Below are 25,792 nucleotides of genomic sequence, written 5' to 3'. Positions count from 1 at the left end.
TTCTCTCACCTCGCACTATCTCAGCCCACCTACCGACACGTAGGCGGGCGGAGTTCTCACTTACGCTTTTACTGGCTCGGCACGGCTGAAGCGTTTGCCATCCGGGCTAATCGCGCGGATTTGCACATCTCCCGCTACCGCAGGGCGCGCTTTATCGTCATAACGCTGCCACTGTTTGCCGCCGTCGGTGGAATATTCAATTCCCAGGCCAGGCAGAGCAATATTCGCCTCCAACTTGCCACCGATGATGCGTGCACCAGGGACCGGCAGGCGATAACTCACCCCCGCTTTATCCATCTTGGCCAGCTCACGTTGGCCAATCAGGTTGGCAAAGCGCAGCCAGTCCTTATCAAGGGTTTTGGTATCGACCTGATGGGTTTCGCCACCTTTGTACTCACGACCAGCTTTGTAATCCTGTTCCCAGCTTGCACGGTGCCATGCACGTTCTGCAAGCGACACGGCACGTGGGTAAATCATGTATTCCATCTGCTGGTCGGTACGTACCACTTCGCTCCACAGCTGGGCGGAAAGACCGTATGCGCCCGGCCATGGTTTATCGCTCTTGGCGGTGAAGTGGTTACCGTCACGGTCCACCGAAGTTTCGGCGTTCTGCGGCAGGTTATTCGGTGCAAAGCTGAAGATCTTCTGCTCGTCGCTGAAACGGGTGCCCCAATAGTAACCATGCTCGTCCGGGCTGACTTCATACGGGAAGTCCATGTAGACGTAGTCCGGGTTAGAGATCACCACGTCATAACCCTTGTTCGCCCAGTCGTTAGCCGAGTCGAAACCACCCCAGTACAGGGTATCCCAGAAGTTCACCGCCACATGGTTGGTCGCGAAGGCCTTCGAGTCTTTGGCATCTTTCAGGCCGTCCTGCCACGCCTGCATTCTGTCAATGCCGTGTGCTTTCACCAACTGGCTGACTTCCAGACCGAAGTAGCTTGGCAAGTGTTCCATATCTTCCACTTTGCCGTCTTTGATGATGGCCTGGCAAACCTGTGACTTGGCCCACGGCTTGTCTTCTTTGCTCAGGTCGAGGATACCCTTGCCCGCTTCCGGGTTTTTCACGTCGGTATAGCCAGCGCCCAGACGGATGTTCTTCGCTTCGTCCCCACCAAAGTGCCAGGTTTTCAGCGGCTGACCGGCCTCTTTGTGCATCTGGGCCACTTCACCAATCACTTTGTCCACGAAGTTTTTGGACGAATCCAGGCATGGGTTCAGGTAGCTCTGGCGGTTGAAGTACTGCACCGAGGTGGTGTTGGAGGTATCGGTCGGATCCACCAGGCGGAACTCGTTGGCTTCTTTCTCTTTCCCTTCGGCAAGCAGTTTCTTGTAGCGAGCTTCCATGGAAATAATCGCCGCACCGGCGTGCGCCGGCATGTCGATCTCAGGGATCACTTCAATCTGGCGTGCCTGAGCATATTTAACGATGTCGATATAGTCCTGACGGGAGAAGAAGCCACCGTGCGGTGCCGGGCCAGAGCCATATTGTGGCATCAGGCAGGTGGTCTCGCTCAGGTCATGACAACGCTGGCCTCCCACTTCGGTCAACTCAGGCAGGCCAGGGATCTCAATGCGCCAACCTTCGTCATCGGTCAGGTGGAAGTGGAATTTGTTCAGCTTGTAGGCTGCCATTTGATCCAGCAGGCGTAATACGGCGTCTTTTTGGTGGAAGTTACGCGCCACGTCCAGGAAGATGCCGCGGTATTGGAAGCGCGGTGCATCTTTGGCATCCAGCGTCGCGATCTTCTTGCTGCCATCCGAAGGGATTAACGACAGGATGGATTGCAGACCATAGAACACCCCAGTCTGATCGAAACCGACGATCTCGGCACCTTTCTCGCCGATCTTCAGCTGGTAGGCACCAGGCACGGCCTGATCGCCTTTGAATGCCGCTGGCTTGATATCCGTCTTGATTGGATAACCGTTCGCATGGCTCTCAATGCCCAGCAGTGCAAAACGCTCGGCTGCTGCATCTGCCGCTGGCTTGGTCAAGGCACTCAGTTCCAGCGCCACGCCTTTGCTCAGGTCAATATCCTTCGCGTGGACTTTAACTTCCATCGGGGTTGGGATGATTTGCCCACGCAGCGATGCCATCGGCAACACTTTCAGATCCTGGTTCTTGGTGAAGCGGCTTTCCGGCACCATCAGAATGTTGTTGTCATCCTTGGTACGCTTCCACTGGTCGCCGGTGAACGGGGCAACAAACTGGTGAACATCTTCCGTATCGGTATTCGACAGGATCTTCGGCTGAGCATCGCCGGAAGTGGCATACCAGCGCGGCAGGAAGTCGGTGCGGAACAACTGCCAGTATTCAGCGATAATCGGGATTTCCACCGCCTGATTGGCCGGGAAGCTGGTGAATTTGTCCGTCGGTTCCAGCTTATACAGATCGCCGGTAATGTGGGTGATTTTGAACTGGTCGTTATCGACCTTCAGCGTCTGGCGCGGGCTGTGGAAATAGATCGCCCAGTCTTTATCTTTGATTTCCTGATTGCCGTTGGTCAAGGTGATCAGCACCTTGTGGCAGGACGCCCAGTCGGCACCCAGCTTGGCACAGTCTACGCCGTTCTCGGCGGCACGGTTGTCCAACATCTTCAGATTGACCTGCAACTGGCTGAGTTGATCAACCACCTGCTGGTTGGCCATGGCAGAACCCACGCTGCCCAATAACCCAACGGTAGCCGTCAGGGCGGCGAGAGCACTCATCTTAAACTTGTTCATCTGCAACCTCTTGCGTAATCAGTTGTTGTTAGCGCGAATTTCTTTCCACAGCTTGCCGCATTTGGCGTCATACGCCTGGCCATTGCCGGTATGGGCGGCCTGGATGCAGCTTTGGTAATCCAGCACCCGCACGGTTTCCTGCTCAGCGAACTGTTGGTGCTGTTTCTCTTGCTTCAACACGTTCAGCACCGCCTGGCAGGCCTGCAATTTCTCTGGTGAACCTTCCGCGGTATTGATACAGGCGCTGTAAGCCTGGCGCAGCTTGACGTCTTCCGGTGGCGCGGCCGACTGCGAGCAGGCGCTAAGCCCGGCAACCGCGACCATAATCAGCATCAGTTTTTTCATGGTTAAAGTCCTGTGGCATTTCCCCGGCAGCCTGGCCACCGGGGAGGCGCATTAGAAGATGGTGAACGGTGCGATAACGATGAATTTGACGTCTTTCTCGTCCTGGAAGATGTTGCCGTAACCTCCGCCCCAGCTTGGGATATCGGAATGGTTGTCATACTGCGTGAAGTGCAGTTTGAACAGGGTGCCTTTGGCGCGCCCGTCCTGCATGGTGTACATCGCATCCAGGCTGTAAGCGCTCTCTCTCAGACGCTGGCTCTGATCGTATATCGGGTTGGTGCTTGGCTTGGCGTCCCAGGCGTAAACGTAGGAAGCGCCGACGGCCATGCCAGGCAGGTTCCAGTTGCTGAGGTCATACATCACGCCACCGAACACGGCTTTTTCGCCGTTGGCGTTAAAGTCGGAGCGGTTATCCCACCAGATATCGAGGCGGCCGTTTGAGGAAGCGTAGGTCGGGGTCATACGCTGCAGGAAGAAGCCTTGGTTACCTTCCGCCTTGACCATGGTGCCTTCCAGACGCCAGTTGAACTGGCCGGTGGTATAACCGAAGGTCAGCGCCTGTAACCATGCCAGACCATCATAGATGCTGTTCGGATCGCGATTATCACCGATGCGGTCTTCTGCGCCGTAGAACTGGTAGCTGGTGGTCATTGGGTTGCCAGCCAGGTCAAACTTGTAAGACGCCTTGGTGAAATACTGATTCACGTAGCCTTGCGCCTGGCCAAACGCGGCTTCCAGCACCAGGTCGTTTTTGAAATCGTATTTGGCACCCAGCGAGTGCAGGTAGGACACGTTGGTCTTGCGATCGTTCTGACGGAAATCGTCCATCTCGATGTGCCAAGGCGCTTTGTATTTGTTGGTCCACATGTAGGAGAAACTCAACGCACCTGAATCGCCATAGTCAAAATTGGCCCCGGCTTCAGCACCCTGGTAGGTACCCGGCATAAAGCTCCAGTGCGGGGCCAGCAACGTTTGCCCGGTTGGCTGGATATAACCGGCACGTGCCCAGACCGGGCCATACTTGAATTTACCGGCTGCTTTATACAGGCTGATACCGCTTTTATCGCCAGAGTAATCTTCATCATAGGTACGGTTACGGCTGGAGAACGCGATTTCGTTCGGGTGGCCACTCTCGCTGGATTCGGCCATTTCAATGGCGGTGAACGCCGCCACATCGAGACCAAACATGTCCGCCGCATAGCCGGAGGTGAAATCCAGGTTGGCGTTCCAGGTAGAGTGAGAGAGGTTGGTTTTAAAATCACCGGTTTCAACGTCTTTACGATCGCGTTGACGTTGCCAGTAATACACCCCACCGGTCAACGTAGAATCATCGATAAACCCTTCCGCTTGCGCTTCTGGGGCCATGACGAATCCGCTTCCTAATAGTGCACCCGCGACTGCGAGCGCCAGCGTTTTACGCTGAGCACCGTGCGTACCCATAAGAAAATTCCTCTTTGACTTTGACTTTAAAGTGCGCCCGCCTGCGTTCACCACTGCCCTGCACGGTCGCTAATATAAAAACCCTAATCGGGTAAAATTGTGCCGGGTGATAAAATTCACCTCGGCCTTGATACTGTAGCTAGACTATTTTTCGCGACGCGAATTATCAAATGAAAAGTGAGAGAGATTTGTCAAAGTATGACAAGGTGCACACATTGATGATAATTCGTTACAATAATGAGTAAGGTCACTATTTATAAATAATCCCCAATAAAATCAGATAATAAAATCTTTAAAAAGCTAATTCCCTGTGGATTGAAAGGTTTCAGCACGCGAAAAACGCCGATTGGCGCTAAAAATGAGAGCGCTCTATAAATGATATTAATTCGCATCGCGAATATATAAGTCGAGATGATGAAAAATGACACGCAGTGATAACCAAGTTAATTCTTAGAAAAAAACAAGCGTGATCACCGCTAACAACAGCGCAAGGGAGGGTTGGTTTTAGGGATAAAAAAAGCCGAAAAGGGTGCAGCTTGTGTGCACGGGACTAGGTGCGGAAATTTGTAGGGGACGAACATGTTCGTCCCAAGTGGGTCAGGCAGTTAACCCTCCGTCGAGGATCAGGCTCTGTCCTGTCATATAACGACTGTCATCGCCGATCAGAAATACCGCCGCCCTGGCGACCTCGCTGGCCTTGCCCAAACGCCGCAGCGGGATTTGTTTGCGCAGCGCCTTCAGCGCCTCCGATGGGATCGCGTCTGTCATCTCGCTGTGAATGATCCCCGGCAGCAGGCAATTCACCCGGATGTTAAAGCGCGCCACCTCCAACGCCAGCGACCTGGCCAGGCCTATCATCGCCGATTTGCTGGCAGCGTAAGCCGTTTGCCCCACATTGCCCTTGATGCCCGTTACCGAAGACATCAGTACGATAGCTCCTTCCCCCTGCCCCATCATGGCTGGCAGCAGGTGCCGGTTCCAGTAGAAAACGGCATTGAGGTTAGTGTCGATCACCTGCCGCCAGCGCTCGCTCGTTTGTTGGATATGCAAACTGTCTTGGGCGATCCCGGCATTATGGATCACCGCCACAGGCGCTCCGAGGCGGGCCAATAGCTCCGGTGCTGCAAGGTTCACCGCCTGTTCATCACTGCCATCGCAAACAACGCTTTCCACCCAGCCAGGCAAGCCGGCACAGGCCTCAATCACCTCGGCTGAGGGCGATCGATCGCTACGGCAGGTCAGCACCACGTTCCACCGTTTGGCCAACTCTTCCACCAGCGCGCGGCCAATCCCCCGGCTACCGCCGGTCACTAATACCCATTGTCTGGTCATAGGCTTATTTATGCTGTTCGGCCAGAGATTGGCACAGTTCACCCAGTGTCATATTGGGTTTATCGATAAACATTTCGGCACTCAACGTGGCGCCGAATTCACGCTTGGCCAGCACCATCAGTTCGACGTAATCCAGGCTATCGAGTTTTAGCTGATGCAAGGGCATCTCTGGCGAGAGGTCGTCCATCTCGAGATCTTTGGCGTCGCAGATCATTTCGCTGACGGTGAGGTAAATTTGTTGATACTTTTCCATGGTATATCCTTATGTTTTTAACTGGCCAACGGCCAGGTTTTCAAGGTGACTGCCGTTGTTATCAGCGGTTGCGACAGCGTGTTAGCCTGGATCTCCGCCCGTAACACCCAGCCGCTGTGTTTATCCCCCATGATCAACATTGGCGAAATCTGGTAGTACAGCCGCTCTGCAAGGTGAAAATGGGGATCGGGAGTAAAAAGCTGGGCGCTAAAGTGGGTCTCATGGTGTGTCTGCACCACCGGGATCTGCGCGAACACGTCGAGCAGCGTCTCGGCAGCCAGTTCGGGAAACGCTGCGCTCAGCGTTGCCGGCGATTGCACCAACAGCTGAAATAACAGCGCATCAAAGAACCCCCAAGTCTGAGTGATATCCGAGACCTCTCCGGGAAATCGGCGGGCTAATGCCATCACTTCAGCCATCGTCAGCGAGTGTTCCTTCACGCCAACACTCAATGGCAAGAGTGGTGCCGAAGTCAGCGTGCTGCTAAAACAGCGTTCCTGCGTGGTACTGTCCAGCAGCGTACCGGTCACCGAGCTTCCCTTGCTGGCTATCTGCAACTGATAGGACGTCTGGCACAACACTGGCTGGCGCAAACGTGCGCGGAAGGTATAGCCATCCTGATCCGGCGCTGCAGCCAGCAGGGCTGTGCTCAGGTGGCGTTTCATATCCAGCATCGCACGCATCCCATGTACGCTCAGCTGCGCCACACCGATTTTGCGCGCCTGTTGCAGATCAAAATGGATCGGATTGTAATCGCCAGAAAATGCGGCCCAGGCTTCAGCATCTTGCACGGTATAAGTGAGGTCCATACTCATGCCTGCCCGATGACCAAGGCCGCATTAGCACCGCCAAAACCAAAGCTCAGATTCAGCGTATTTTGTAACGCTGCAGAGCGATGCCCCTCACCGATGTAATCCAGATCGCATTGTGGATCGGCATTCGTCAGGTGACAGGTCGCGGGCATCACCTGATGCTGCATGGCTTGCAGGCAAATAATGGATTCAAAACTGCCCGCCGCCGCAATCAGATGCCCGGAGTAAGATTTGGTGCTGGAAAGCGGTGTGCTAAAAGCGGCTTCACCGAAGGCCAGTTTGATGGCCTGTGTTTCGTTCAGATCGTTGAGCGGCGTAGAAGTGCCATGCGCATTGATATAGTCGATATCCGCCGCCGCCAATCCCGCCTGATCTAATGCTCGCGCGATAGTCTTGACCCGGGCAAGCTTGTCTTCGGCTGGGGCAGTAAAATCGACGGCATCGGAATAATTACCGTAACCTTTGATTTCGCCAAGGATAGTTGCCCCGCGAGCCAGCGCGGCTTCCCGCTCCTCCAGGCACAAAACGGCCGCCCCTTCGGATAGCACAAAACCGTTGCGATCCAGGCTGAACGGGCAGCAGGCCTTGCGGATATCTTCCTGCTCGCTCGCCAACGCACGAAGGATGTCGATGTTCCACACTGCGGCATCGGTACGCAGCGACTCCCCGGCCCCGGCAAGCATCATGGAGGCGCGACCACTGCGGATCACCTCAAAAGCATCACCGATGGCGATCGTCCCGGTCGCACAGGCCGCAATCGGGCTGTTTTGATAACCGCGCAGGCCCCAGAACAGGCTGCACGCCGCCGTAGCCGCATTCGGCATCGACAGGAAACAGCCAAACGGTGACCCCAAACCCGTGCGCAGATAGCCTTCATAATTCATATGGGTTTCATCCTGCCCCGCCCAGCCGCTGCCCATAATCGTGCCGCACTCCAGCAGATCGTAATGGGCCGCCGGGCTGTCGCCCTGAAACGCCATAGCCATCGCCTCACGGGCTGCGGCCAACACCAGCCGGGCAAAACGTGGCAGGCGACGACGGATCGCCGCAGGAACCCCTTTCAAGCTAGGCTCCTCGTCGATCAGCCCCAGAAAACGCGACTGGATCCCGACGCTGGATTTATCGCAATAACGGTAACCTAGCTGATAATCCATGATCGCTGCCCAGCTTTGCGCTGCGCTCATTCCCAGCGGCGTCACCGCCCCGTAACCGGTGACCACCACTCGGCGCGGCATTAAACCTTTATTCATGATTTCCCCTTTCCCTGTCATTGTCTTTTGTCACACCGCCGCCCAGTGCCAGCCAGAGTTTCATGGTGGCATTGAGGTAACCGTACTGCAGATCCGCCAGATTATTTTCAATGGTCAGCAGGGCATCTTCTGCATCCAGCAGAGTCTGGAAAGAAACGGCTCCCGCCTGGTATTGGCTAGTCACCAGCGCTAAACGCTGCTGGCCTAGCTGCAGATTCTGCTGCTGGTTTTTTCTTTGCTGCTGATAGCCAAGCCGCTGCGTCATGGCGTTATCCACATCGGATAAGGCGCTGTAGACCGTGCTGCGAAACACAATCGCCGCCTGCCTGACATCCAGATCCGACTTTTCGATGGTCAGTTGTACGGTGTTCCATTCCACAAACGGTAAGGCAGCGTTAGCGCCCAGTGTTCTGGCCGGGTTACTGAACCACTGCTGGAAAACATGACTGGCAGCCCCGAGTGAGGCACTCAGCGAAAGCGTCGGATAAAAGCCCAGGCGGGCCACATCCGAACCTGCCAACGCCGCGCGCAGCTGGCTTTCCGCCGCTTTCACATCCGGGCGGCGGGCGATAACCTCAACCGGCAGCATCTTGGCTATCGGTACATCCTGGTGGGTGTCCAGAGAAGATCGCTCTACCTGACGATCGGTGGGCGAACGGTTGAACAGGATGGCCAACGCGTTGCGGGCCTCCTCGCGCTGTTGTTGCAACAGGCGCAGACGGTTTTCACGCTCGATCACCGATTGCTGCGCCTGCAATACATCAAGTTGCCCAGCCGCGCCTGCTGCGTAACGGGACTGCACCATGTCGAGCGTCTGCTTACTGATTTCCAGCCCGGTTTGCTGTTGCGTGATCTGCTGATTGAGGCTGGCGATCTGCCAGTAATAGCGCGCGGTATCACCAATCAATATCAACGCGGTGTTTTCCCGATCCTGCTCCGAGGCCTCAACCTGCCACTGTGCCTGTTCTCTGGCCCGCGCCAGCTTGCCCCACAAATCCAGTTCATAGCTCAGATCCAGCGAGGTGCGGTAAGACTCCGTCGGGGTGGTATTGCTGCGCAGGTTTTTTTCATTGCTGGCGCCGCCGCTAACCGCCACGTCCGGCGTCAGGTTGGTATTCGTTAACCCCGCAGCCAGCCGCGCCTGCTGTAGCTGCAATCCGGCAATCGCCAGATCGTTGTTACTGGTCAGCACCCGACCAATCAGTGTCGAGAGCTGTGGATCGTCAAAGCTGTCCCACCAGCGTTGGCTGTGCTGTAAATAACCTGCCCCGCTCTCCTGCTGCCGCCATTCGGAGGGCACAGAAAGCATGGGTTGCTGATAGTCGCTTTTGACTAATGAGCCACACCCCGTCAGCAACAAGGGGAATAGCAGTGTCCAGGAAAGTTTGCCCATCATCATTCGCGTGCCAGCGCCTCCGTAGGGTGAAGGCGCGCTGCATTACGCGCTGGGAAAAAGCCAAACCCCAGGCCGATCAGCGCCGAAAATCCGCAGGCCAGCACCATCGGTGGCCAGGTAAAGATCATGGAAAACTCCTGCGTTACCCAGGAGAAAATCACCCCGGCCAGCCCGGCACCGATAATGCCAATCAGCCCACCCAGCGAGCAGATCACCATCGCTTCGATCAGGAACTGGCGCATAATATCCGCAGGACGCGCCCCAACCGACAGGCGGATGCCGATCTCATGGGTTCGTTCCGTCACGGAGACCAGCATGATATTCATCACGCCAACGCCCCCCACCAGCAGGGAAATTCCGGCGATGGCGGTAATTAGCAGCGTCATGGAATCCGACGCCTTGCGGATGGCCTGCGTCATCTGGTCATTGGTCTGGGTGAAAAAGTCACGCTGGCCATGCGCCTGCTCCAGTAATGCTTCTACCCGGCCTTGCACCTCACGTAATGAAATGCCGTCATTGACCCGCAGGGTTATTGATTCGATCGGCATATTGCCGGACATCCGCTCCAGTAACGCGGTGTATGGCATCCACGCCCCAAGCATCATGCCGCTGAACTTGCCGCCTTTACGCTCGGCAATACCGATCACCCGATAAGGCGTCCCCGCCAACTGGATGATCTCCCCCTCGGGCAACTCATCTGGCTCAAACAGCGTGGCGCGCAGTTCTGGATCGATGATCACCACCGGCTCACGCTCGTCCAGATCACGCCCGGTAAAGCCGTTGCCGGAGAGGAAATGCAGGCCCTGCACGCGAAAATACGCGTTGCTGATGCCGGAAATCGACACCATGGCCTGCTTGCCTCCACGTACCGCTTTTACCGTATTGCTGACCAACGGCGACACGCTATCGACATAAGGTTGCTCCGCCAGCAGTTCGACATCGGACACCGTGAGCGCCCGCGCAAAATCGGGGCGGAGATTATCCCAGCCCAGCCCCGGCCGGATCTCCAGCGTGCTGGTGCCCAGCTGGCTGATTTCATTGAGAATACTTTGCCTAGCCCCTTCCCCGACCGCCATGGATGACACCACCGAAGAGATACCGATGATGATACCCAGCATCGACAGAAAGGCCCGGGCGCGGTGCCCCAACAAGGCCCGCCAGGCCATCTTGACGGCCTCTTTCACGCTTTGCCAAAACCTTGTACGGCCAGTAGCCACCGCAACCGGCAGCGCTGGCGGGGCCTCCAACGGCGCGACGGCATGATTGGCCTTGTCGGAAATAATCTCACCGTCGCTGATTTCAATGATGCGCTGTGCCTGGTTGGCGATATCACGATCATGGGTCACGATAATCAGAGTGTGTCCTGCCTGGTGCAGCGCGTGCAGGATCCCCATTAACTCCTGGCCGCTGGCACGATCGAGCGCCCCCGTCGGTTCGTCAGCCAGAATGATTTCCGCCCCGTTCATCAGTGCCCGGGCAATACTGACCCGCTGTTGCTGGCCACCGGAAAGCTGGGCCGGTTTGTAATGGATACGCTGCTGCAACCCAAGCCGGGTCAGTAAATACTCGGCCCGTTGCTGACGTTCAGCCGTCGGCATCGCCGTATACAGAGCCGGGATGGCGACGTTTTCAGCGGCGCTGAGGTACGGCATCAAATGATAGCGCTGGAAAATAAATCCTATGTACTGGCTGCGTAATTGAGCCAACTGTTCGCTACTGGCCTGGGGGGTGGAAATACCCTTGATGGACATCTCCCCCTGCGTCGGCTTATCCAGGCAGCCGATAATATTCATCAGCGTGGATTTACCCGATCCGGAAACGCCAATGATCGCCACCATTTCACCCCGCTGAATGGTGAGTGAGATAGATTTCAACACCGCCACCGTCTGCAATCCGGACACAAAATGGCGGGATACGCCGCGCAGGGCGATCAAAGGCTCATTATGTTCAGCCATGATGATCGCTTCCCGTCACCGAGGAGCTCAACACCACGCGATCTCCCTCGTTGAGCCCTTCTTTGACTTCGGCAAACTGCCGGTCATTAAGCCCAATACGGACCCAACGTAGCTCAAGCTGCTTGCCATTCATCACCTGCACCTGATAGCGGTCTGCATCCCGCTGTGCACCAAAGGCGGCAACCGGCACTCGCAGGATATTCCTGGCCTGTTCGGTGATGATAAACACCTGGGCAGTCATTGAGGTTCGTAGCAAACGCTGGGCGTTGGCGATCACAAATACGCCGTTGTAATACACCGCAGAGGCTTGTTGGCTGGAGGAAGTCGCAAGGCTGTCGTCCAGCAAGGCCTCGCCAGGCGCTTCCTGGATCGATCCCATCACACTCTCATAGCGCTTTTTCGGATCGGCAACCACGTAAAACCACAGTGGCTGCCCAACGCGAACCTTGAGGATGTCCGTTTCTGAAATACGGGTATGCACTGACATGGTATAGACATCCGCCAACACCAAAATGGTGGGTACGGTTTGAGAAGAGACAATGGTTTGCCCCTCTTTGGTGACAATCCCCAACACTTCACCATCAATCGGCGCGACAATGCGGGTAAAGCCCAGGTTGGCGCGGGCCGTTTCCAGCTCCATCTGCGCCTGAACGATTTGGGCATCATTCACCTTTAGCTGGGCGACCTGCGTCTGGAGCTGGGCCTGGGCTTTCTGCAACTCACTTTTTATGCCGGAGCCTTCGCGATCCATTCTGCGCTGCCGGGTCAGTTCCTGCTGATACTGTTTAAGCATCGCCTGAGTGACCTGTTTCTGCGCCTGCGCGCTTTGTAATGCCGCTTCTGATTTACGCAGCGCATTCTGCTGCAACGTAGGATCAATCTCCGCCAACAGTTGCCCGCGAGTGACGCGATCCCCCTGTTTCACATACAGCTTTTGCAGTTGCCCGTTGACCTGCGCCCCGACGCTGACTTGCAGCAACGGTTTAAGTACCCCGGTAGCCAGCACCGTTTTCTCAATGTCACCACGGGTAATTTCGGCAGTATTGAGGGCCCCCTCTGATGTTGGCGTCATGAAATACCAGACAACCGCACCGCTCAATGCGGCCAATGCCAACACCACCATCAGCAACTTCGTCCCTGTCATTTTAATTTTCATGAGTATGCTGCCGCTGTCAGGTCTGGTTGCGATGCGAACAGGGTATCAACCTGCGCCATCCCCCCATTGTCCATGCGATAAACCCGATCAAACATCGACAGCACGCTTTCGCTGTGTGTCACGGTGATCAGCGTTTTTTGATGTTCACGGCAATGGGCAAGCAAGGTCGTCATCACCTGATGCGCCGTATTTTCATCCAGGTTGGCCGTGGGTTCATCCAGCACCAGCACCGGGCAGTTGCTGTACATTGCCCGTGCCAGCAACAGGCGTTGGCGCTGCCCCAGGGATAACCCGGCATGGCTTTCACGGATCAGGGCGTTGAGGCCACCCGGCAGTTTTTCTACTACCGAGTGCAGATTCAGCCCTTCGAGGGAACGTTTAATCCGCTGGTGTTGATGCTCATCCACGTTCTCATCAAACAGCGTGATGTTCTCTAGCACCGAGGCATTGAACAAAATATCTTCCTGACTTTGCAGGAAGAACAAGGTGTGTAGCTGCCGATAATCGACCGGTTGACCATCGACCACCACCTCACCTTGCTGCGGAGCCATCAGGCCGGTCATCACTTTCAGCAGCGTGCTTTTGCCCGTCCCCGACTCACCGACAATGGCAATCCGTTGGCCGGGTTGCAGCGATATCGACAAATCATGCAGCACCGGCAACTGGGCATCGTAGGCAAAGACAATATGGCGAAAACTCAACCGAGAGCTGAACTGCGGGAGCGTTTTAGGTGCCGCTTCATGCTCTGAACTGGAAGGAAACAGATCCCGCGCACGGGTATCAATGACGTGCAGCTGGTTCTTTTGCAAAATGGCGTAGAATATTTTGGTGATATACGAGGTGAAAATCTCCCGCACAAAACTGTAGGCAAAAAACTCCCCCAGCGTCAGGACCCCCTTTTTCAACAATGGCAACGCCAGCAGCATGAAAAACACCATCTCCAGGCTACCGATCAGCTGATACAGGCTGCTTTTGACCTGCTCATAGATCCTCTGCTGCTGCTGGCAGGTAAACAGAGACAGCGCGTAGCGGGCAAACACGCTTTTGCGCTGGCTGTCCAGCCCAGCGGATTTGATGGTGGAAAAACCCTGAATGCTTTCCAGAATAAAATCGCTTTGCTCCGCCGTTTTTACCTGCAACTGCTGGGTGTAATAGCGATCGCGATAGATGGCCCAGATGCTGATCAATCCCATTAGCGTCACGCCAACGCCAGAGACCATCGCCAGCAGCGGGCTCATGTAACACATAACGCCTAACGCGATAGCACCGATAATCCAATCGGTACGCAGGCCGTTATCCAGCTCAATCTTGATGCCGGACGCAAGCTGCCAGTTGGAAAAGCGGCTGAACACGTCGCCCGGTGCGCGTTTGGCAAAGAAGTTGAGCGAATTACCGAGTAACCGCGAGAAACCGGCAACGCTGTTGACCACCACAAAGCGTTTGATAAACCGCTCCGTAACCCAACGCACGGCGAAGGCCAGCAGGGTAGAAACGAAAAACGCCAGCAGGAAATAGAAATACGGGAAGTCGGCGTCACCCGCCGAGGAGTAAACCTGATTGATGGCGCTGCCTACCATCGTCGGCATGATGAACAGGGTTAAGGAAATCAAAAAGGCCAGCACCATCAGCCGATAGATACCCGGCATTCTGGCGGTCTCTTTCAGGCTCATGCACTCCAGGGCTTTAAAACTCGTACTGCGCTTTTTATCAGCCTGTGCCTTTGGGTCGGGTTGTCTTTCACTGTCCAGCACCAGCGCGTAGCCGCTGATTTCCAGTTTTAATGCATCGATGGGCAACAGCTGCTGGCCTATCGCCGGGTTCATCACACAAACATAGTTGCCTTGGCGGTACGCCAACAGCACATAGTGGCTGGCACCGTAGTGTAAAATGGCAGGCAACGGCAGCTCCGCCAGCTCACCATGGTCGAAAATCACCGGGTAAGCGGGTATGGCCAGCTCAGAGAGAATGGTACATAACGTGGTCAACGAGGTGCCATGCTGCGACGCTGGATAGCGTTCACGCAAGTTCTCCAGCGGGGCATCGATGCCCTGCGTCTGCGCCAGCATGGCGATGCAGGCCAACCCACACTCATTGGTTTCACCTTGAAAAACCTGCGTCGGGATTATCTTTTCCATGATCTGACTTCTTCAATTTCCAGATTATTCATTGATAAAAAATAACGAATGCGAGTGCCATAACAGCCAGTCTTCAGGATGCCGAGCTATCGACGCTTCAATGATTTCCGGCAGCCTGGCCTTCAGGCTGCGAGCCTGCACCGGTGGCTCAATATGGATTTTGAGTTCCTGGTCGTAATACAGGTAATAAAAAACCACCTGCGCCGATAACGCCCGGGCAATGCGTATCACTCCGCTGTGCAGATTGGCAGGGCGATCAAAAAGCCGACAAGGTAGTTTTGCCGTTGCTGCCGTATTGGCATTGACGGTGTAATCGGGGGTGATATCAGGGAAGATCATGATGTTCCGCTGATGATCCGCTGCCTCCATGATCGCCGCCATCAGGTTGCCGGCAATTTCCCGGCTATCGTCATGGATCGAACAATAAGCAAGATTGACCTTTCCTAGCTGGCGGACTTGTTCCTGATAGATTTCCACACTACTGGAAACGATCACCGTTGCCTGACCAGGGAAAGCCGCGCCCCCAACCATCCCTGCCAACACATCGGAAACCATATGCAACGGAGCTAGCACCACCGGCGAACCGGCTTGATGCAAAGGCTCCACCACGGCATTCAACTGCGCTTTACAACGCTCCATCTGAGCCTGTATCTGTGGGCTTTGCCCATAGGTAGCCGCCAGATCCAATAGCCGCCGACGATAGCTCATCCCGGCAAAATCCAATTTACGGCCATCGCCAAGCAAGCACTGCTTATTGGCGGCGGCCACAAAAGCACGCCTACGCTCCCCTCGGTCTCCCAGCCGCAACCTTCTGCCCCACGCCGCCAGCACAAGAAACCAACGATAATCACCGTGCTGCAATAACCAACAGACGGCACCTCTCTGTGCTTTGCGCAAAGGTGCCAGACTACGCATCAGCGTTGCCAGGCTATTTCGCCATGCCAGATAGGCCCATACAGCAAAGAAACGCATTAGGGCTCCAGCGGTTTGTCATGCTGTAACAGCGACAACAGGTGATCAGCAAACGCTGGGAACTCACGATCCTGCAGTGCCAACCATTTCCTGTTGACGATAAAGCTCGGCGTTGCGTCTATGTTGTAATAGCGGGAGACCTCGGTCATATAGCTCAGCAAGGCTTTCACCTGCGGGGTCTGGCTAACACGGGCGTACTCCGCGGGATCGATATTTTGCTCCTGCAGCCAGATATCACGATTTTTAGGGTTACTCAGATCGACCTTGTCCCGGATAATTGCGTCATAGGCGCTTTGACGGTGCTGCGGTTCAATGCCCATTACCGTTAACGTCGCAAACAACGAGGAAAAACTGGCCAAACCATTCATCTGCTCGTTATTGATATGCAAACGGACCAACTTGCTCCCGGCAGGCATCCGCGCTTCCAGCTTATCCAGGTTTTCTTCATTCAGGGCGCAGTAGTGGCAGCCATAAGAGAAGAGTTCGATAAGGGTATTGCCTTCTTTGATCGGACTATTATTAACCTTATTATTATCGAAAGCGATCAGGCTTTGCTGATCGTCATTAGTATTCAATACAAAATAGTGAAAATAGGCTGTCGTCATAAGTGATGAAACAATAATAACCACTAACGTATACAGGGTAATAAACAGAGGGGTTCTGAACATAAAAACTCGTCCTAAAAAGGCCTGCTAATTAGCTTTATCGTTGCGAAACAGGCTGACACGAAAAAGTCGCATCAGCACTGAAATAAACGCTGAATAAGGGTCCACGTTACCCGCCCTTACTGGACACAGGCTTGAGCGTAACTCGGACTCAATAACCCTCTATTCAAGGGTAGTAAGGACGGTGGCAGCAGGAAACCTTTACTCAGTATTACTGCTCAATAATACCGCAATTGGCCAGCGCAGTAGGTTTAGAGTCCTGGCTGATGACTTTACCGGTTTTGTCGGTACAGGTTGTTACCATATTGCACTTGAAACCAGAGGCGACATATTTGGTAGTACAGGTTTTACAGGTGCCGCCGACGATTGAGTTGGCTTGAGAAACAGTAAGCTTTTTCACAACATAATCCTTATATAGTGAGTATAAATCAGCCTTGGCATTATCTATCTTGATAGAAAATAACCATGCTTAGTATAAAGACACAATGAAATATGCCTTTATTAAAGCATGCTGATTATTATTTACCACCCTGTATTTCGGGCAAGAATAGCCGATCAACAAACGCAGATCAATAAATTTATGGCTAATGCGCAGAGCGCCAAAATATAAGTATAAGTGGTCGCAACCTTTCGTTATTTCGATATTTAGTAATAGGAATAAGCCAAGTTGAGCGACTCAAAATTTACACAAAATAAAATGCAGGCCAGATAAATCCCGCGAGTTTATTACCCTGATTTTATTATGGGCGTAGAGTGACAGTTAACAGCACGCAGGCCAAATGACCAAAATCAGGGACAGTCAGCGGGAAGGGAAACAACTTGAGGATAGCATTCAAAGCAAAACAGAAGATGTCTCTTGACCAGAAGATCCGATCAAGAGACAAACAGGCAAGGAAACACGCTAGGTTTGGCTAAGCTTAAGCGCCAATCTTGGCCCAGGTATCACGCAGGCCTACGGTGCGGTTAAACACCAAACGATCGGCCGTAGAATGGCGGCTGTCGGCGCAGAAATAGCCTTCACGCTCGAACTGGTAGGCTTTCTCCGGCTGGGCAGCTGCCAGGCTTGGCTCAACAAAGCCTTGCTTGATAATCAGCGATTCCGGGTTGATGGTGGCGAGGAAGTCCTCTGCCGCCGCCGGGTTAGCCACGCTGAACAGACGATCGTACAGGCGAATTTCTGCCGGTAAGGCGTGTGCAGCAGACACCCAGTGGATCACGCCTTTCACCTTGCGGCCATCGGCAGGATCTTTGCTCAGCGTATCGGGATCGTAGGTGCAGAAAATGGTGGTGATTTCACCCTCTGCATCCTTCTCTACGCGTTCAGCCTTGATCACATACGCATTGCGCAGGCGCACTTCTTTGCCCAGCACCAGACGTTTGTACTGCTTGTTGGCTTCTTCACGGAAGTCAGCACGATCGATATACACTTCGCGGCTGAACGGCACTTCACGGCTGCCCATCTCCGGCTGGTTCGGGTGATTAGGCATGGTCACCATTTCCACGTCTTGCGACATGTTCTCGATGATCACCTTCACCGGATCCAGCACGGCCATGGCGCGCGGTGCGTGCTCATTCAGATCGTCACGAATACAGGACTCCAGCGCCATCATCTCGACGTTATTATCCTGTTTGGTGACGCCGATACGCTGGCAGAACTCGCGAATAGAGGCGGCCGTATAGCCACGACGACGCAGGCCGGACACGGTTGGCATACGTGGGTCATCCCAGCCTTCAACGATCTTCTCGGTCACCAGCTGGCTCAGCTTACGCTTGGACATGATGGCGTATTCGAGATTCAGGCGTGAGAACTCGTACTGACGCGGATGACAAGGGATGGTGATGTTATCCAGCACCCAGTCGTACAGACGGCGGTTATCCTGGAACTCCAGGGTACACAGCGAATGGGTGATCCCTTCCAGCGCATCGGAAATGCAGTGGGTGAAATCGTACATCGGATAGATACACCATTTGTTCCCGGTCTGGTGGTGTTCCGCAAACTTGATGCGGTAGATCACCGGATCGCGCATCACGATAAACGGCGAGGCCATATCGATCTTGGCGCGCAGGCAAGCGGTACCCTCGGCAAACTCGCCGTTACGCATCTTCTCAAACAGCGCCAGGTTCTCTTCAACCGTGCGGGTACGGTACGGGCTGTCTTTGCCCGGAGCCGTCAGCGAGCCACGGTATTCACGGATTTGCTCGGGAGAAAGCTCGTCAACATAGGCTAGGCCTTTGTTGATCAGCTCAACCGCATACTGGTGCAGTTGATCGAAATAGTCCGAGGAATAACGAACGTCGCCGCTCCAGGTAAAGCCTAACCACTCCACATCGTGCTTGATGGAGTCGACAAATTCGATGTCTTCTTTTACCGGGTTGGTGTCATCGAAGCGCAGGTTACATTGGCCCTGATAATCCTTGGCGATGCCAAAGTTCAGGCAAATGGACTTGGCATGGCCGATATGCAGATAGCCATTAGGCTCCGGTGGGAAACGTGTATGAACCGACGTATGCTTCCCTGATGCCAGATCTTCATCAATGATCTGACGGATAAAATTGGTTGGGCGGGCTTCTGCCTCACTCATGTCACTATTCCTCAAATGCAAAGCGCTACACATATAACCTTCTATGTTCCAATAAGCCGCGCCCAGAAACAACCGTTATTCGTCAAGTTCCCGTGCTGCAAAAACAAAAAAAGCGGGAAAAGATCGCTCTTTTCCCGCTGATACTGCTTACCGCCCGTTTAACGCCCGGGCGGAGCCAGGATTAAACCCAACTTATTTCTGGATCTCAAACAACTTGGTTTGACCAGCAACCACATTGCCGGTTGCCAGCGCCGTCAAGCCAGCATAGTCGTCAGCATTGCTGACCACTACCGGGCTGATCATCGAGCGCGCGTTGGCGTTCAGGTATTCCAGATCCATTTCCAGGATAGGTTGGCCTGCTTTCACCTCAGCACCCTCTTCCACCAGGCGTTTGAAGCCCTGACCGTTCAGCGCCACGGTGTCGATACCCATGTGCACGACGATCTCCGCGCCCTTGTCTGTTTCCAGGCAGAAAGCGTGGTTGGTGTTGAAGATTTTCACCACGGTGCCATCAGCTGGCGCCACGACGGTTTTATCGGTTGGGCGAATAGCCACACCGTCACCGACCGCTTTGCTGGCGAAGGCTTCGTCCGGCACCTGATCCAGAGCCACCACTTCACCGGTTACCGGCGCCACCAGCGCTTCCAACACGGTTTTAGCAACGTTAGGAACAGCCTGCGGTTTAACTTCTGCCGCAGCGGCTGCGGCGGCTGGAGCAGAGGCTGCCGCTACCGGACCTGCTGCAATCACTTTAGTCATCGCACTGGCAATCAGTTCGGCACGAGTCCCGACAATCACCTGCACGCTTTGCTTGTTCAGACGGATCACGCCAGAAGCCCCCAGGCGTTTAGCCAGAGCATCGTTCACCAACGCAGAATCTTTGACGTTCAAACGCAGACGGGTGATACAGGCATCAATCCCGGTCAGGTTGTCAGAACCCCCGATGGCGCTCACATAGCGACGAGCCAGGGTAGTGGTTTCATCTTCGTTTTTACCCGCAGCGGTATCCACGTCATAACCGTCGGTTTCGTCACCGGCAACCGCCAGTTCACGGCCTGGGGTCATCAGGTTGAATTTTTTGATGGTGAAGCGGAACACCACGTAGTAAATAGCGAAGAACACCAGGCCTTGCGGGATCAGCATGTACCAGTGAGTCGCCAGTGGGTTACGCGTTGACAACGCCATATCCACCAGACCGGCACTGAAGCCAAAACCGGCAATCCACTGCATGCTGGCCGCGATGAACACGGAGATACCGGTCAGAATGGCGTGGATCACATACAGCACAGGCGCAACGAACATGAAGGAGAATTCCAGCGGCTCGGTGATCCCGGTGAAGAAGGCAGCAAACGCCCCCGCCATCATGATACCCAACACTTTCGCTTTGTTCTCAGGACGCGCGCAGTGGTAGATGGCCAGTGCTGCACCTGGCAGACCGAACATCATGATTGGGAAGAAGCCTGCCTGGTAACGGCCGGTGATACCGACAGTGGCTTTACCCGCTTCGATAGACTGCGAGCCACCCAGGAAGTTAGGAATATCGTTAATACCGGCAACGTCAAACCAGAATACCGAGTTCAGCGCATGGTGCAGACCGACCGGAATTAACAGACGGTTGAAGAAGGCGTAGATACCGGCACCGGCAGAGCCGAGCTTTTGGATCTGCTCACCGAAGCTGACCAGACCGTTGAACACCACCGGCCAGATGTACATCAGGATGAAGGCAACCAGGATCATCAGGAAGGAGATCAGGATTGGCACCAGACGGCGGCCGCTGAAGAATGACAGCGCTTTCGGCAGTTCAACACCGCTGAAACGGTTGTAGACTTCGGCAGAAATGATACCCACCAGGATACCCACGAACTGGTTCTCAATTTTGCCAAAGGCGGCTGGAACCTGATCGAGAGGGATCTTCTGAATCATTGACACGGCGGCAGGTGAACACAGCGTGGTCACTACCAGGAAGCCGACAAAACCGGTCAGTGCAGCAGCACCGTCTTTGTCTTTGGACATACCGTAAGCCACACCAATGGCGAACAGGACCGACATATGATCGATAATGGCCGCGCCAGATTTGATGAACAAGGCTGCCAGAGCATTGTCCCCACCCCAGCTAACCGGGTCAATCCAGTAGCCGACACCCATCAGGATGGCCGCGGCAGGCAGTGTGGCTACCGGAACCATCAAGGCCCGACCCACCTTTTGTAAATAACTAAGAATGTTCACCTTTTCCCCCTATTCGTCCGATGCCGGACCCTATTGGCAGTTTATTGAGATAACTCACTACCTTTTTAGAAATAACGTTTGGCACGTATCACTCATGCGGAGTGTAAAAAAATTATTTCGTATCGCAAATTAAAACCTCCTTTTTTGTGACAAATGTCACCAAAAAGTAGTGTTAAACTGCCACATTGCTAGCCATCGCACAAAACTTATTTTATCATTCAAAAAATCAACGAGCAGTAATCCCGAATACCCGCTTCACAAAGCTGAGTTACGCTTTAAGCTACGGTTGTTGCCCGTACCAGTATAGACACAGTTTATTCTACCTAGAGGTGTACGATGAGACTTATCCCACTACAAGACACTACTCAAGTCGGCAAATGGGCCGCACGCCATATCGTTCAGCGTATCAACGCCTTCAAACCGACCGCAGATCGCCCGTTCGTCCTTGGCCTGCCAACCGGCGGCACCCCGCTGGAAGCCTACAAACACCTGATCGCGATGCACAAAGCCGGTGAAGTCAGCTTCAAGCACGTCGTGACCTTCAACATGGACGAGTATGTTGGCCTGCCGCAGGAACACCCGGAAAGCTACCACACCTTCATGTACCGTAACTTCTTCGACCACGTTGATATCCCACGTGAAAATATCAACCTGCTGAACGGCAACGCACCAGACGTTGACGAAGAGTGCCGTCAGTACGAAGCCAAGATGAAATCCTACGGTAAAGTTAACCTGTTCATGGGCGGCGTGGGCTTCGATGGCCACATTGCGTTCAACGAACCAGCGTCTTCTCTGGCTTCACGCACCCGTATCAAAACGCTGACCGAAGAAACCCGCATCGCCAACTCCCGCTTCTTCGACGGTGACGTAAGCCAGGTGCCAAAATATGCCCTGACCGTCGGCGTGGGTACCCTGCTGGATGCGGAAGAAGTGATGATCCTGGTCACTGGCCGTGGCAAGGCACAAGCGCTGGAAGCCGCAGTGGAAGGCAGCATCAACCACCTGTGGACCATCAGTTGCCTGCAGCTGCATGCCAAAGCCGTGGTAGTTTGTGACGAACCGTCCACCATGGAACTGAAGGTGAAAACCGTTAAGTATTTCCGCGAGTTGGAAGCGGAAAGCGTTAATAGTCTTTAATTTTTTGCAGGGGGCTACATGTTCGCTTTAACCCAATGCCGGATTTTTACCGGCCACGACGTGCTTGATGACCATGCGGTAGTGATTGCTGATGGCCTGATTGAACGAGTCTGCCCACTGGCCGAGCTGCCAGCAGGCATCGAAATGCGCGATCTGGGTGGCGCCATCCTAGCCCCCGGTTTTATCGACGTGCAGCTTAACGGCTGCGGCGGCGTGCAATTTAACGACTCACTGGAAGCCATCTCGGAAACCACGCTGGAAATCATGCAGCATGCCAACGAGAAATCCGGCTGTACCAGCTATCTGCCAACGCTGATCACCTGCAGCGACGATTATATGAAGCACGGCATCAACGTGATGCGCGCTTATCTGAAGAACCATCCCAATCAGGCCCTTGGCCTGCATCTGGAAGGGCCGTACCTGAGCCTGGAGAAGAAAGGTACCCACAACCCGGCGTTTATCCGCAAGCCTACCAGCGAGATGATTGACTACCTGTGTGCCAATGCCGACGTGATCAGCAAAGTGACCCTGGCGCCAGAAATGGTGGAACCACACTTTATCAAACAGCTGAGCGACGCCGGGATCGTGGTATCCGCAGGCCACTCCAACGCCACTTACGATCAGGCACGCGTGGGTTTCGCCGCAGGCATTACCTTCGCCACCCATCTGTATAATGCCATGCCGTACATCAGTGGCCGCGAGCCGGGCCTGATGGGCGCGATCTTCGACACGCCAGAAGTGTATACCGGCATCATTGCCGATGGGCACCACGTGGCCTGGGCGAGTATCCGTAACGCCAAGCGGGTAAAAGGTGATAAATTGGTGCTGGTCACCGATGCTACTGCACCAGCAGGCGCGGATATCGATCAGTTTATTTTCGCGGGTAAAACCATTTATTATCGTGACGGCCTGTGCGTTGACGAAAACGGCACGCTGAGCGGCTCCGCACTGACCATGATCGAAGCGGTGCAGAACAGCGTAGAGCATGTCGGTATCGCACTGGACGAAGCGCTGCGTATGGCAACGCTCTATCCGGCTCGCGCTATCGGTGTCGAACAACGTTTAGGCACCATCGAAGCTGGCAAGGTCGCTAACCTGACCGCCTTTACCCGTGATTACCAAATCACCAAGACCCTCGTTAACGGCAACGAGGTTTAATCCATGAACAGCGAGTAGAATTATTGATGAGCACTGGCGGACAAGCACAAATAGGGAATGTTGACTTAGTTAAGCAACTTAACGGCGCAGCAGTGTATCGCCTGATCGACCAGCAAGGCCCGATCTCGCGCATTCAGATTGCCGAACTCAGCCAGCTAGCCCCCGCCAGCGTCACTAAAATTACTCGCCAACTGTTGGAGCGCGGGCTGATCAAAGAGGTCGATCAGCAAGCCTCCACCGGTGGCCGCCGTGCCATTTCCATTGTCAGCGAAACCCGCAATTTCCACACCGTTGCCGTCCGCCTTGGGCGCCATGATGCCACTATCACTCTGTACGATATGAGCGGTAAGTCGCTCGGAGAGGAGCACTACCCTCTGCCGGAACGCACCCAGGAGACACTGGAAAACGCACTGCTCAACGCCATTGCGCAGTTTATCGAAAGCTACCAGCGCAAACTGCGTGAACTGATCGCCATTGCCGTGATCCTGCCTGGCCTGGTCGATCCGGCTTTAGGTGTAGTGCGCTATATGCCGCACATCAGCGTCGATAACTGGGCGTTAGTCGATCATCTTCAGCAACGTTTCAACGTCACCAGTTTTGTCGGCCACGATATCCGCAGCCTGGCCCTGGCGGAGCACTACTTCGGGGCTACCCGGGATTGTGAAGACTCCATTCTGGTGCGGCTGCACCGGGGCACCGGCGCCGGGATCATCGTCAACGGCAAAATCTTCCTCGGCAATAACGGCAACGTGGGGGAGATTGGTCATATTCAAATCGATCCCCTCGGCGAGCGCTGCCACTGCGGTAACTTCGGCTGTCTGGAAACCGTGGCAGCCAACGCTGCTATCGAACAACGCGTACGCCACCTGCTGAGTCAGGGCTACCCAAGCAAAATGACGCTGGAAGACTGTAGCATTGCCGCCATCTGCAAAGCCGCCAATCGCGGAGATTTGCTGGCCAGCGAAGTGATCGAACACGTTGGCCGCTATCTGGGCAAGGCGGTAGCCATCGCCATCAACCTGTTCAACCCGCAAAAAGTGGTGATCGCCGGTGAAATCACCGAAGCGGACAAAGTGCTGTTACCCGCCATCCAAAGCTGCATCAACACCCAGGTCCTGAAGGATTTCCGCAGAAACCTGCCGGTGGTCACTTCCGAACTCAATCATCGTTCAGCGATCGGTGCTTTTGCCCTGGCAAAACGGGCAATGCTCAACGGTGTACTTCTCCAACGGCTGCTAGAAAGTTAAACTGCCTGTTTGGCAGGGATGCACTTCTGGCTTTTTTGCCCTGCCGTTCATCATGAGACCAGCAACAATGACTATCAAAAACGTGATATGTGACATCGACGGCGTGCTGCTGCATGACAATACCCCAATCCCTGGAGCCGATCTGTTCCTGGCTCGTATTCAGGAGCAGGGAATGCCGCTGGTGGTGCTAACCAACTACCCATCGCAAACCGCCCAGGACCTGGCCAACCGCTTTGCCGCCGCTGGCCTGGACGTGCCAGAAAGCGCGTTTTACACCTCAGCGATGGCAACGGCCGATTTCCTGCGCCGCCAGGAAGGTAAAAAAGCCTATGTGGTGGGCGAAGGCGCGCTGATCCACGAACTCTACAAAGCCGGCTTTACCATCACCGATATCAACCCGGATTTCGTGATCGTGGGTGAGACCCGTTCCTACAACTGGGACATGATGCATAAAGCGGCCTTCTTCGTGAACAACGGGGCACGCTTTATTGCCACCAACCCGGATACCCATGGCCATGGTTTCACACCGGCCTGTGGGGCTCTGTGCGCGCCGATCGAGAAGATCACCGGCCGTAAGCCGTTTTATGTCGGCAAGCCTAGCCCGTGGATTATCCGCGCCGCGCTGAACAAGATGCAGGCACATTCGGAAGAAACGGTGATTGTCGGGGACAACCTGCGCACCGATATCCTGGCTGGCTTCCAGGCCGGGTTGGAAACCGTGCTGGTGCTGTCTGGCGTCTCAAACCTGGACGATGTTGAATCCATGCCGTTCCGCCCGAGCCATATCTTCCCTTCCGTGGCGGATATCACCATTTTTTAAGCCGCAAGCAATGGCCCCTCACCCTAACCCTCTCCCACAGGTAGAGGGGACCGATCCAGTTCGCTGATGTTTTGGCGTTCTTCCCTCAGTAGCAAAGGTTCGCCTTAAACATCCCCCTTATTGCAGATCAAACTTCTGCACGTGACAACGACTCTGCGCTGGCTCCCTCTCCCTGTGGGAGAGGGTT

General features: G+C 54.7%; 20 protein-coding genes. 4 read left to right on the top strand and 16 right to left on the bottom strand.

Going from position 1 to position 25,792, the window contains the following annotated elements; translation table 11 throughout:
- Nucleotides 1–60: 60 nt before the first annotated feature.
- From KGP21_RS08940 to nagE, 16 genes are all read right to left on the bottom strand, one after another.
- Nucleotides 61–2,724, bottom strand: a complete 2,664-nt coding sequence (locus tag KGP21_RS08940) for a beta-N-acetylhexosaminidase (RefSeq protein WP_223537976.1) — start codon at nucleotides 2,722–2,724, stop codon at nucleotides 61–63.
- 18 nt (nucleotides 2,725–2,742) lie between these two features.
- Nucleotides 2,743–3,069, bottom strand: a complete 327-nt coding sequence (gene chiQ, locus KGP21_RS08935) for a ChiQ/YbfN family lipoprotein (protein WP_021805302.1) — start codon at nucleotides 3,067–3,069, stop codon at nucleotides 2,743–2,745.
- Between the two features lie 51 nt (nucleotides 3,070–3,120).
- Entirely contained in the window at nucleotides 3,121–4,509 is a 1,389-nt protein-coding gene (locus tag KGP21_RS08930) for an OprD family outer membrane porin (protein WP_094982660.1), read from the bottom strand.
- 597 nt (nucleotides 4,510–5,106) lie between these two features.
- Nucleotides 5,107–5,841, bottom strand: coding sequence for an SDR family oxidoreductase (locus tag KGP21_RS08925; RefSeq protein ID WP_223537973.1), 735 nt, complete (start codon nucleotides 5,839–5,841; stop codon nucleotides 5,107–5,109).
- Between the two features lie 4 nt (nucleotides 5,842–5,845).
- Complete coding sequence (locus KGP21_RS08920) at nucleotides 5,846–6,094, bottom strand: acyl carrier protein (RefSeq protein WP_021805305.1); 249 nt, start codon at nucleotides 6,092–6,094, stop codon at nucleotides 5,846–5,848.
- A gap of 17 nt (nucleotides 6,095–6,111) precedes the next feature.
- A complete protein-coding gene (locus tag KGP21_RS08915; RefSeq protein WP_223537970.1) occupies nucleotides 6,112–6,903 on the bottom strand; it encodes a MaoC/PaaZ C-terminal domain-containing protein in 792 nt (263 codons plus the stop codon).
- 2 nt (nucleotides 6,904–6,905) lie between these two features.
- Nucleotides 6,906–8,156, bottom strand: coding sequence for a beta-ketoacyl-[acyl-carrier-protein] synthase family protein (locus tag KGP21_RS08910; RefSeq protein WP_223537968.1), 1,251 nt, complete (start codon nucleotides 8,154–8,156; stop codon nucleotides 6,906–6,908).
- Entirely contained in the window at nucleotides 8,149–9,552 is a 1,404-nt protein-coding gene (locus tag KGP21_RS08905) for an efflux transporter outer membrane subunit (RefSeq protein WP_371824860.1), read from the bottom strand. Before KGP21_RS08905 ends, KGP21_RS08910 begins: the two co-directional genes overlap by 8 nt.
- Complete coding sequence (locus tag KGP21_RS08900) at nucleotides 9,552–11,507, bottom strand: ABC transporter permease (protein ID WP_094982656.1); 1,956 nt, start codon at nucleotides 11,505–11,507, stop codon at nucleotides 9,552–9,554. Before KGP21_RS08900 ends, KGP21_RS08905 begins: the two co-directional genes overlap by 1 nt.
- Nucleotides 11,500–12,651 (bottom strand): efflux RND transporter periplasmic adaptor subunit, encoded by a 1,152-nt coding sequence (locus KGP21_RS08895; RefSeq protein WP_371824849.1) that lies wholly within the window; start codon nucleotides 12,649–12,651, stop codon nucleotides 11,500–11,502. The genes KGP21_RS08900 and KGP21_RS08895 overlap by 8 nt, the downstream gene beginning before the upstream one ends.
- Nucleotides 12,652–12,659: 8 nt before the next feature.
- A complete protein-coding gene (locus tag KGP21_RS08890) occupies nucleotides 12,660–14,798 on the bottom strand; it encodes a peptidase domain-containing ABC transporter (RefSeq protein WP_094982655.1) in 2,139 nt (712 codons plus the stop codon).
- Between the two features lie 24 nt (nucleotides 14,799–14,822).
- On the bottom strand, nucleotides 14,823–15,770 hold the full coding sequence (locus KGP21_RS08885; RefSeq protein ID WP_179248213.1) for an ABC transporter: 948 nt from the start codon (nucleotides 15,768–15,770) through the stop codon (nucleotides 14,823–14,825).
- Nucleotides 15,770–16,438: a thioredoxin domain-containing protein gene (locus KGP21_RS08880; protein ID WP_021805313.1), complete on the bottom strand. Its 669-nt coding sequence runs from the start codon at nucleotides 16,436–16,438 to the stop codon at nucleotides 15,770–15,772. Before KGP21_RS08880 ends, KGP21_RS08885 begins: the two co-directional genes overlap by 1 nt.
- Nucleotides 16,439–16,646: 208 nt before the next feature.
- On the bottom strand, nucleotides 16,647–16,835 hold the full coding sequence (locus KGP21_RS08875) for a DUF4762 family protein (protein ID WP_021805314.1): 189 nt from the start codon (nucleotides 16,833–16,835) through the stop codon (nucleotides 16,647–16,649).
- Nucleotides 16,836–17,352: 517 nt separating this feature from the next.
- Entirely contained in the window at nucleotides 17,353–19,017 is a 1,665-nt protein-coding gene (glnS, locus tag KGP21_RS08870) for a glutamine--tRNA ligase (protein ID WP_223537963.1), read from the bottom strand.
- 192 nt (nucleotides 19,018–19,209) lie between these two features.
- Nucleotides 19,210–21,243, bottom strand: a complete 2,034-nt coding sequence (gene nagE / locus KGP21_RS08865; protein ID WP_037375135.1) for an N-acetylglucosamine-specific PTS transporter subunit IIBC — start codon at nucleotides 21,241–21,243, stop codon at nucleotides 19,210–19,212.
- Between the two features lie 336 nt (nucleotides 21,244–21,579).
- Here nagE and nagB point away from each other — a divergent pair, with 336 nt between their 5' ends.
- The 4 genes from nagB (at nucleotide 21,580) to KGP21_RS08845 (ending at nucleotide 25,605) form a co-directional block, all read left to right on the top strand.
- Complete coding sequence (gene nagB / locus KGP21_RS08860) at nucleotides 21,580–22,380, top strand: glucosamine-6-phosphate deaminase (RefSeq protein ID WP_021805317.1); 801 nt, start codon at nucleotides 21,580–21,582, stop codon at nucleotides 22,378–22,380.
- An 18-nt stretch (nucleotides 22,381–22,398) separates the two neighbouring features.
- Complete coding sequence (nagA, locus tag KGP21_RS08855; RefSeq protein WP_115158756.1) at nucleotides 22,399–23,538, top strand: N-acetylglucosamine-6-phosphate deacetylase; 1,140 nt, start codon at nucleotides 22,399–22,401, stop codon at nucleotides 23,536–23,538.
- Between the two features lie 26 nt (nucleotides 23,539–23,564).
- Nucleotides 23,565–24,785 (top strand): N-acetylglucosamine repressor, encoded by a 1,221-nt coding sequence (locus KGP21_RS08850; RefSeq protein ID WP_223537961.1) that lies wholly within the window; start codon nucleotides 23,565–23,567, stop codon nucleotides 24,783–24,785.
- A gap of 67 nt (nucleotides 24,786–24,852) precedes the next feature.
- Nucleotides 24,853–25,605, top strand: a complete 753-nt coding sequence (locus KGP21_RS08845; RefSeq protein WP_021805320.1) for an HAD-IIA family hydrolase — start codon at nucleotides 24,853–24,855, stop codon at nucleotides 25,603–25,605.
- Nucleotides 25,606–25,792: the final 187 nt, after the last annotated feature.

Origin of the sequence: Serratia sp. JSRIV004, from assembly GCF_019968705.1 — a bacterium.
Lineage (GTDB): Bacteria > Pseudomonadota > Gammaproteobacteria > Enterobacterales > Enterobacteriaceae > Chania > Chania fonticola_B.
The sequence above is the reverse complement of the archived record's forward strand: the minus strand, read 5'-3'. Positions and strand labels throughout refer to the sequence as shown.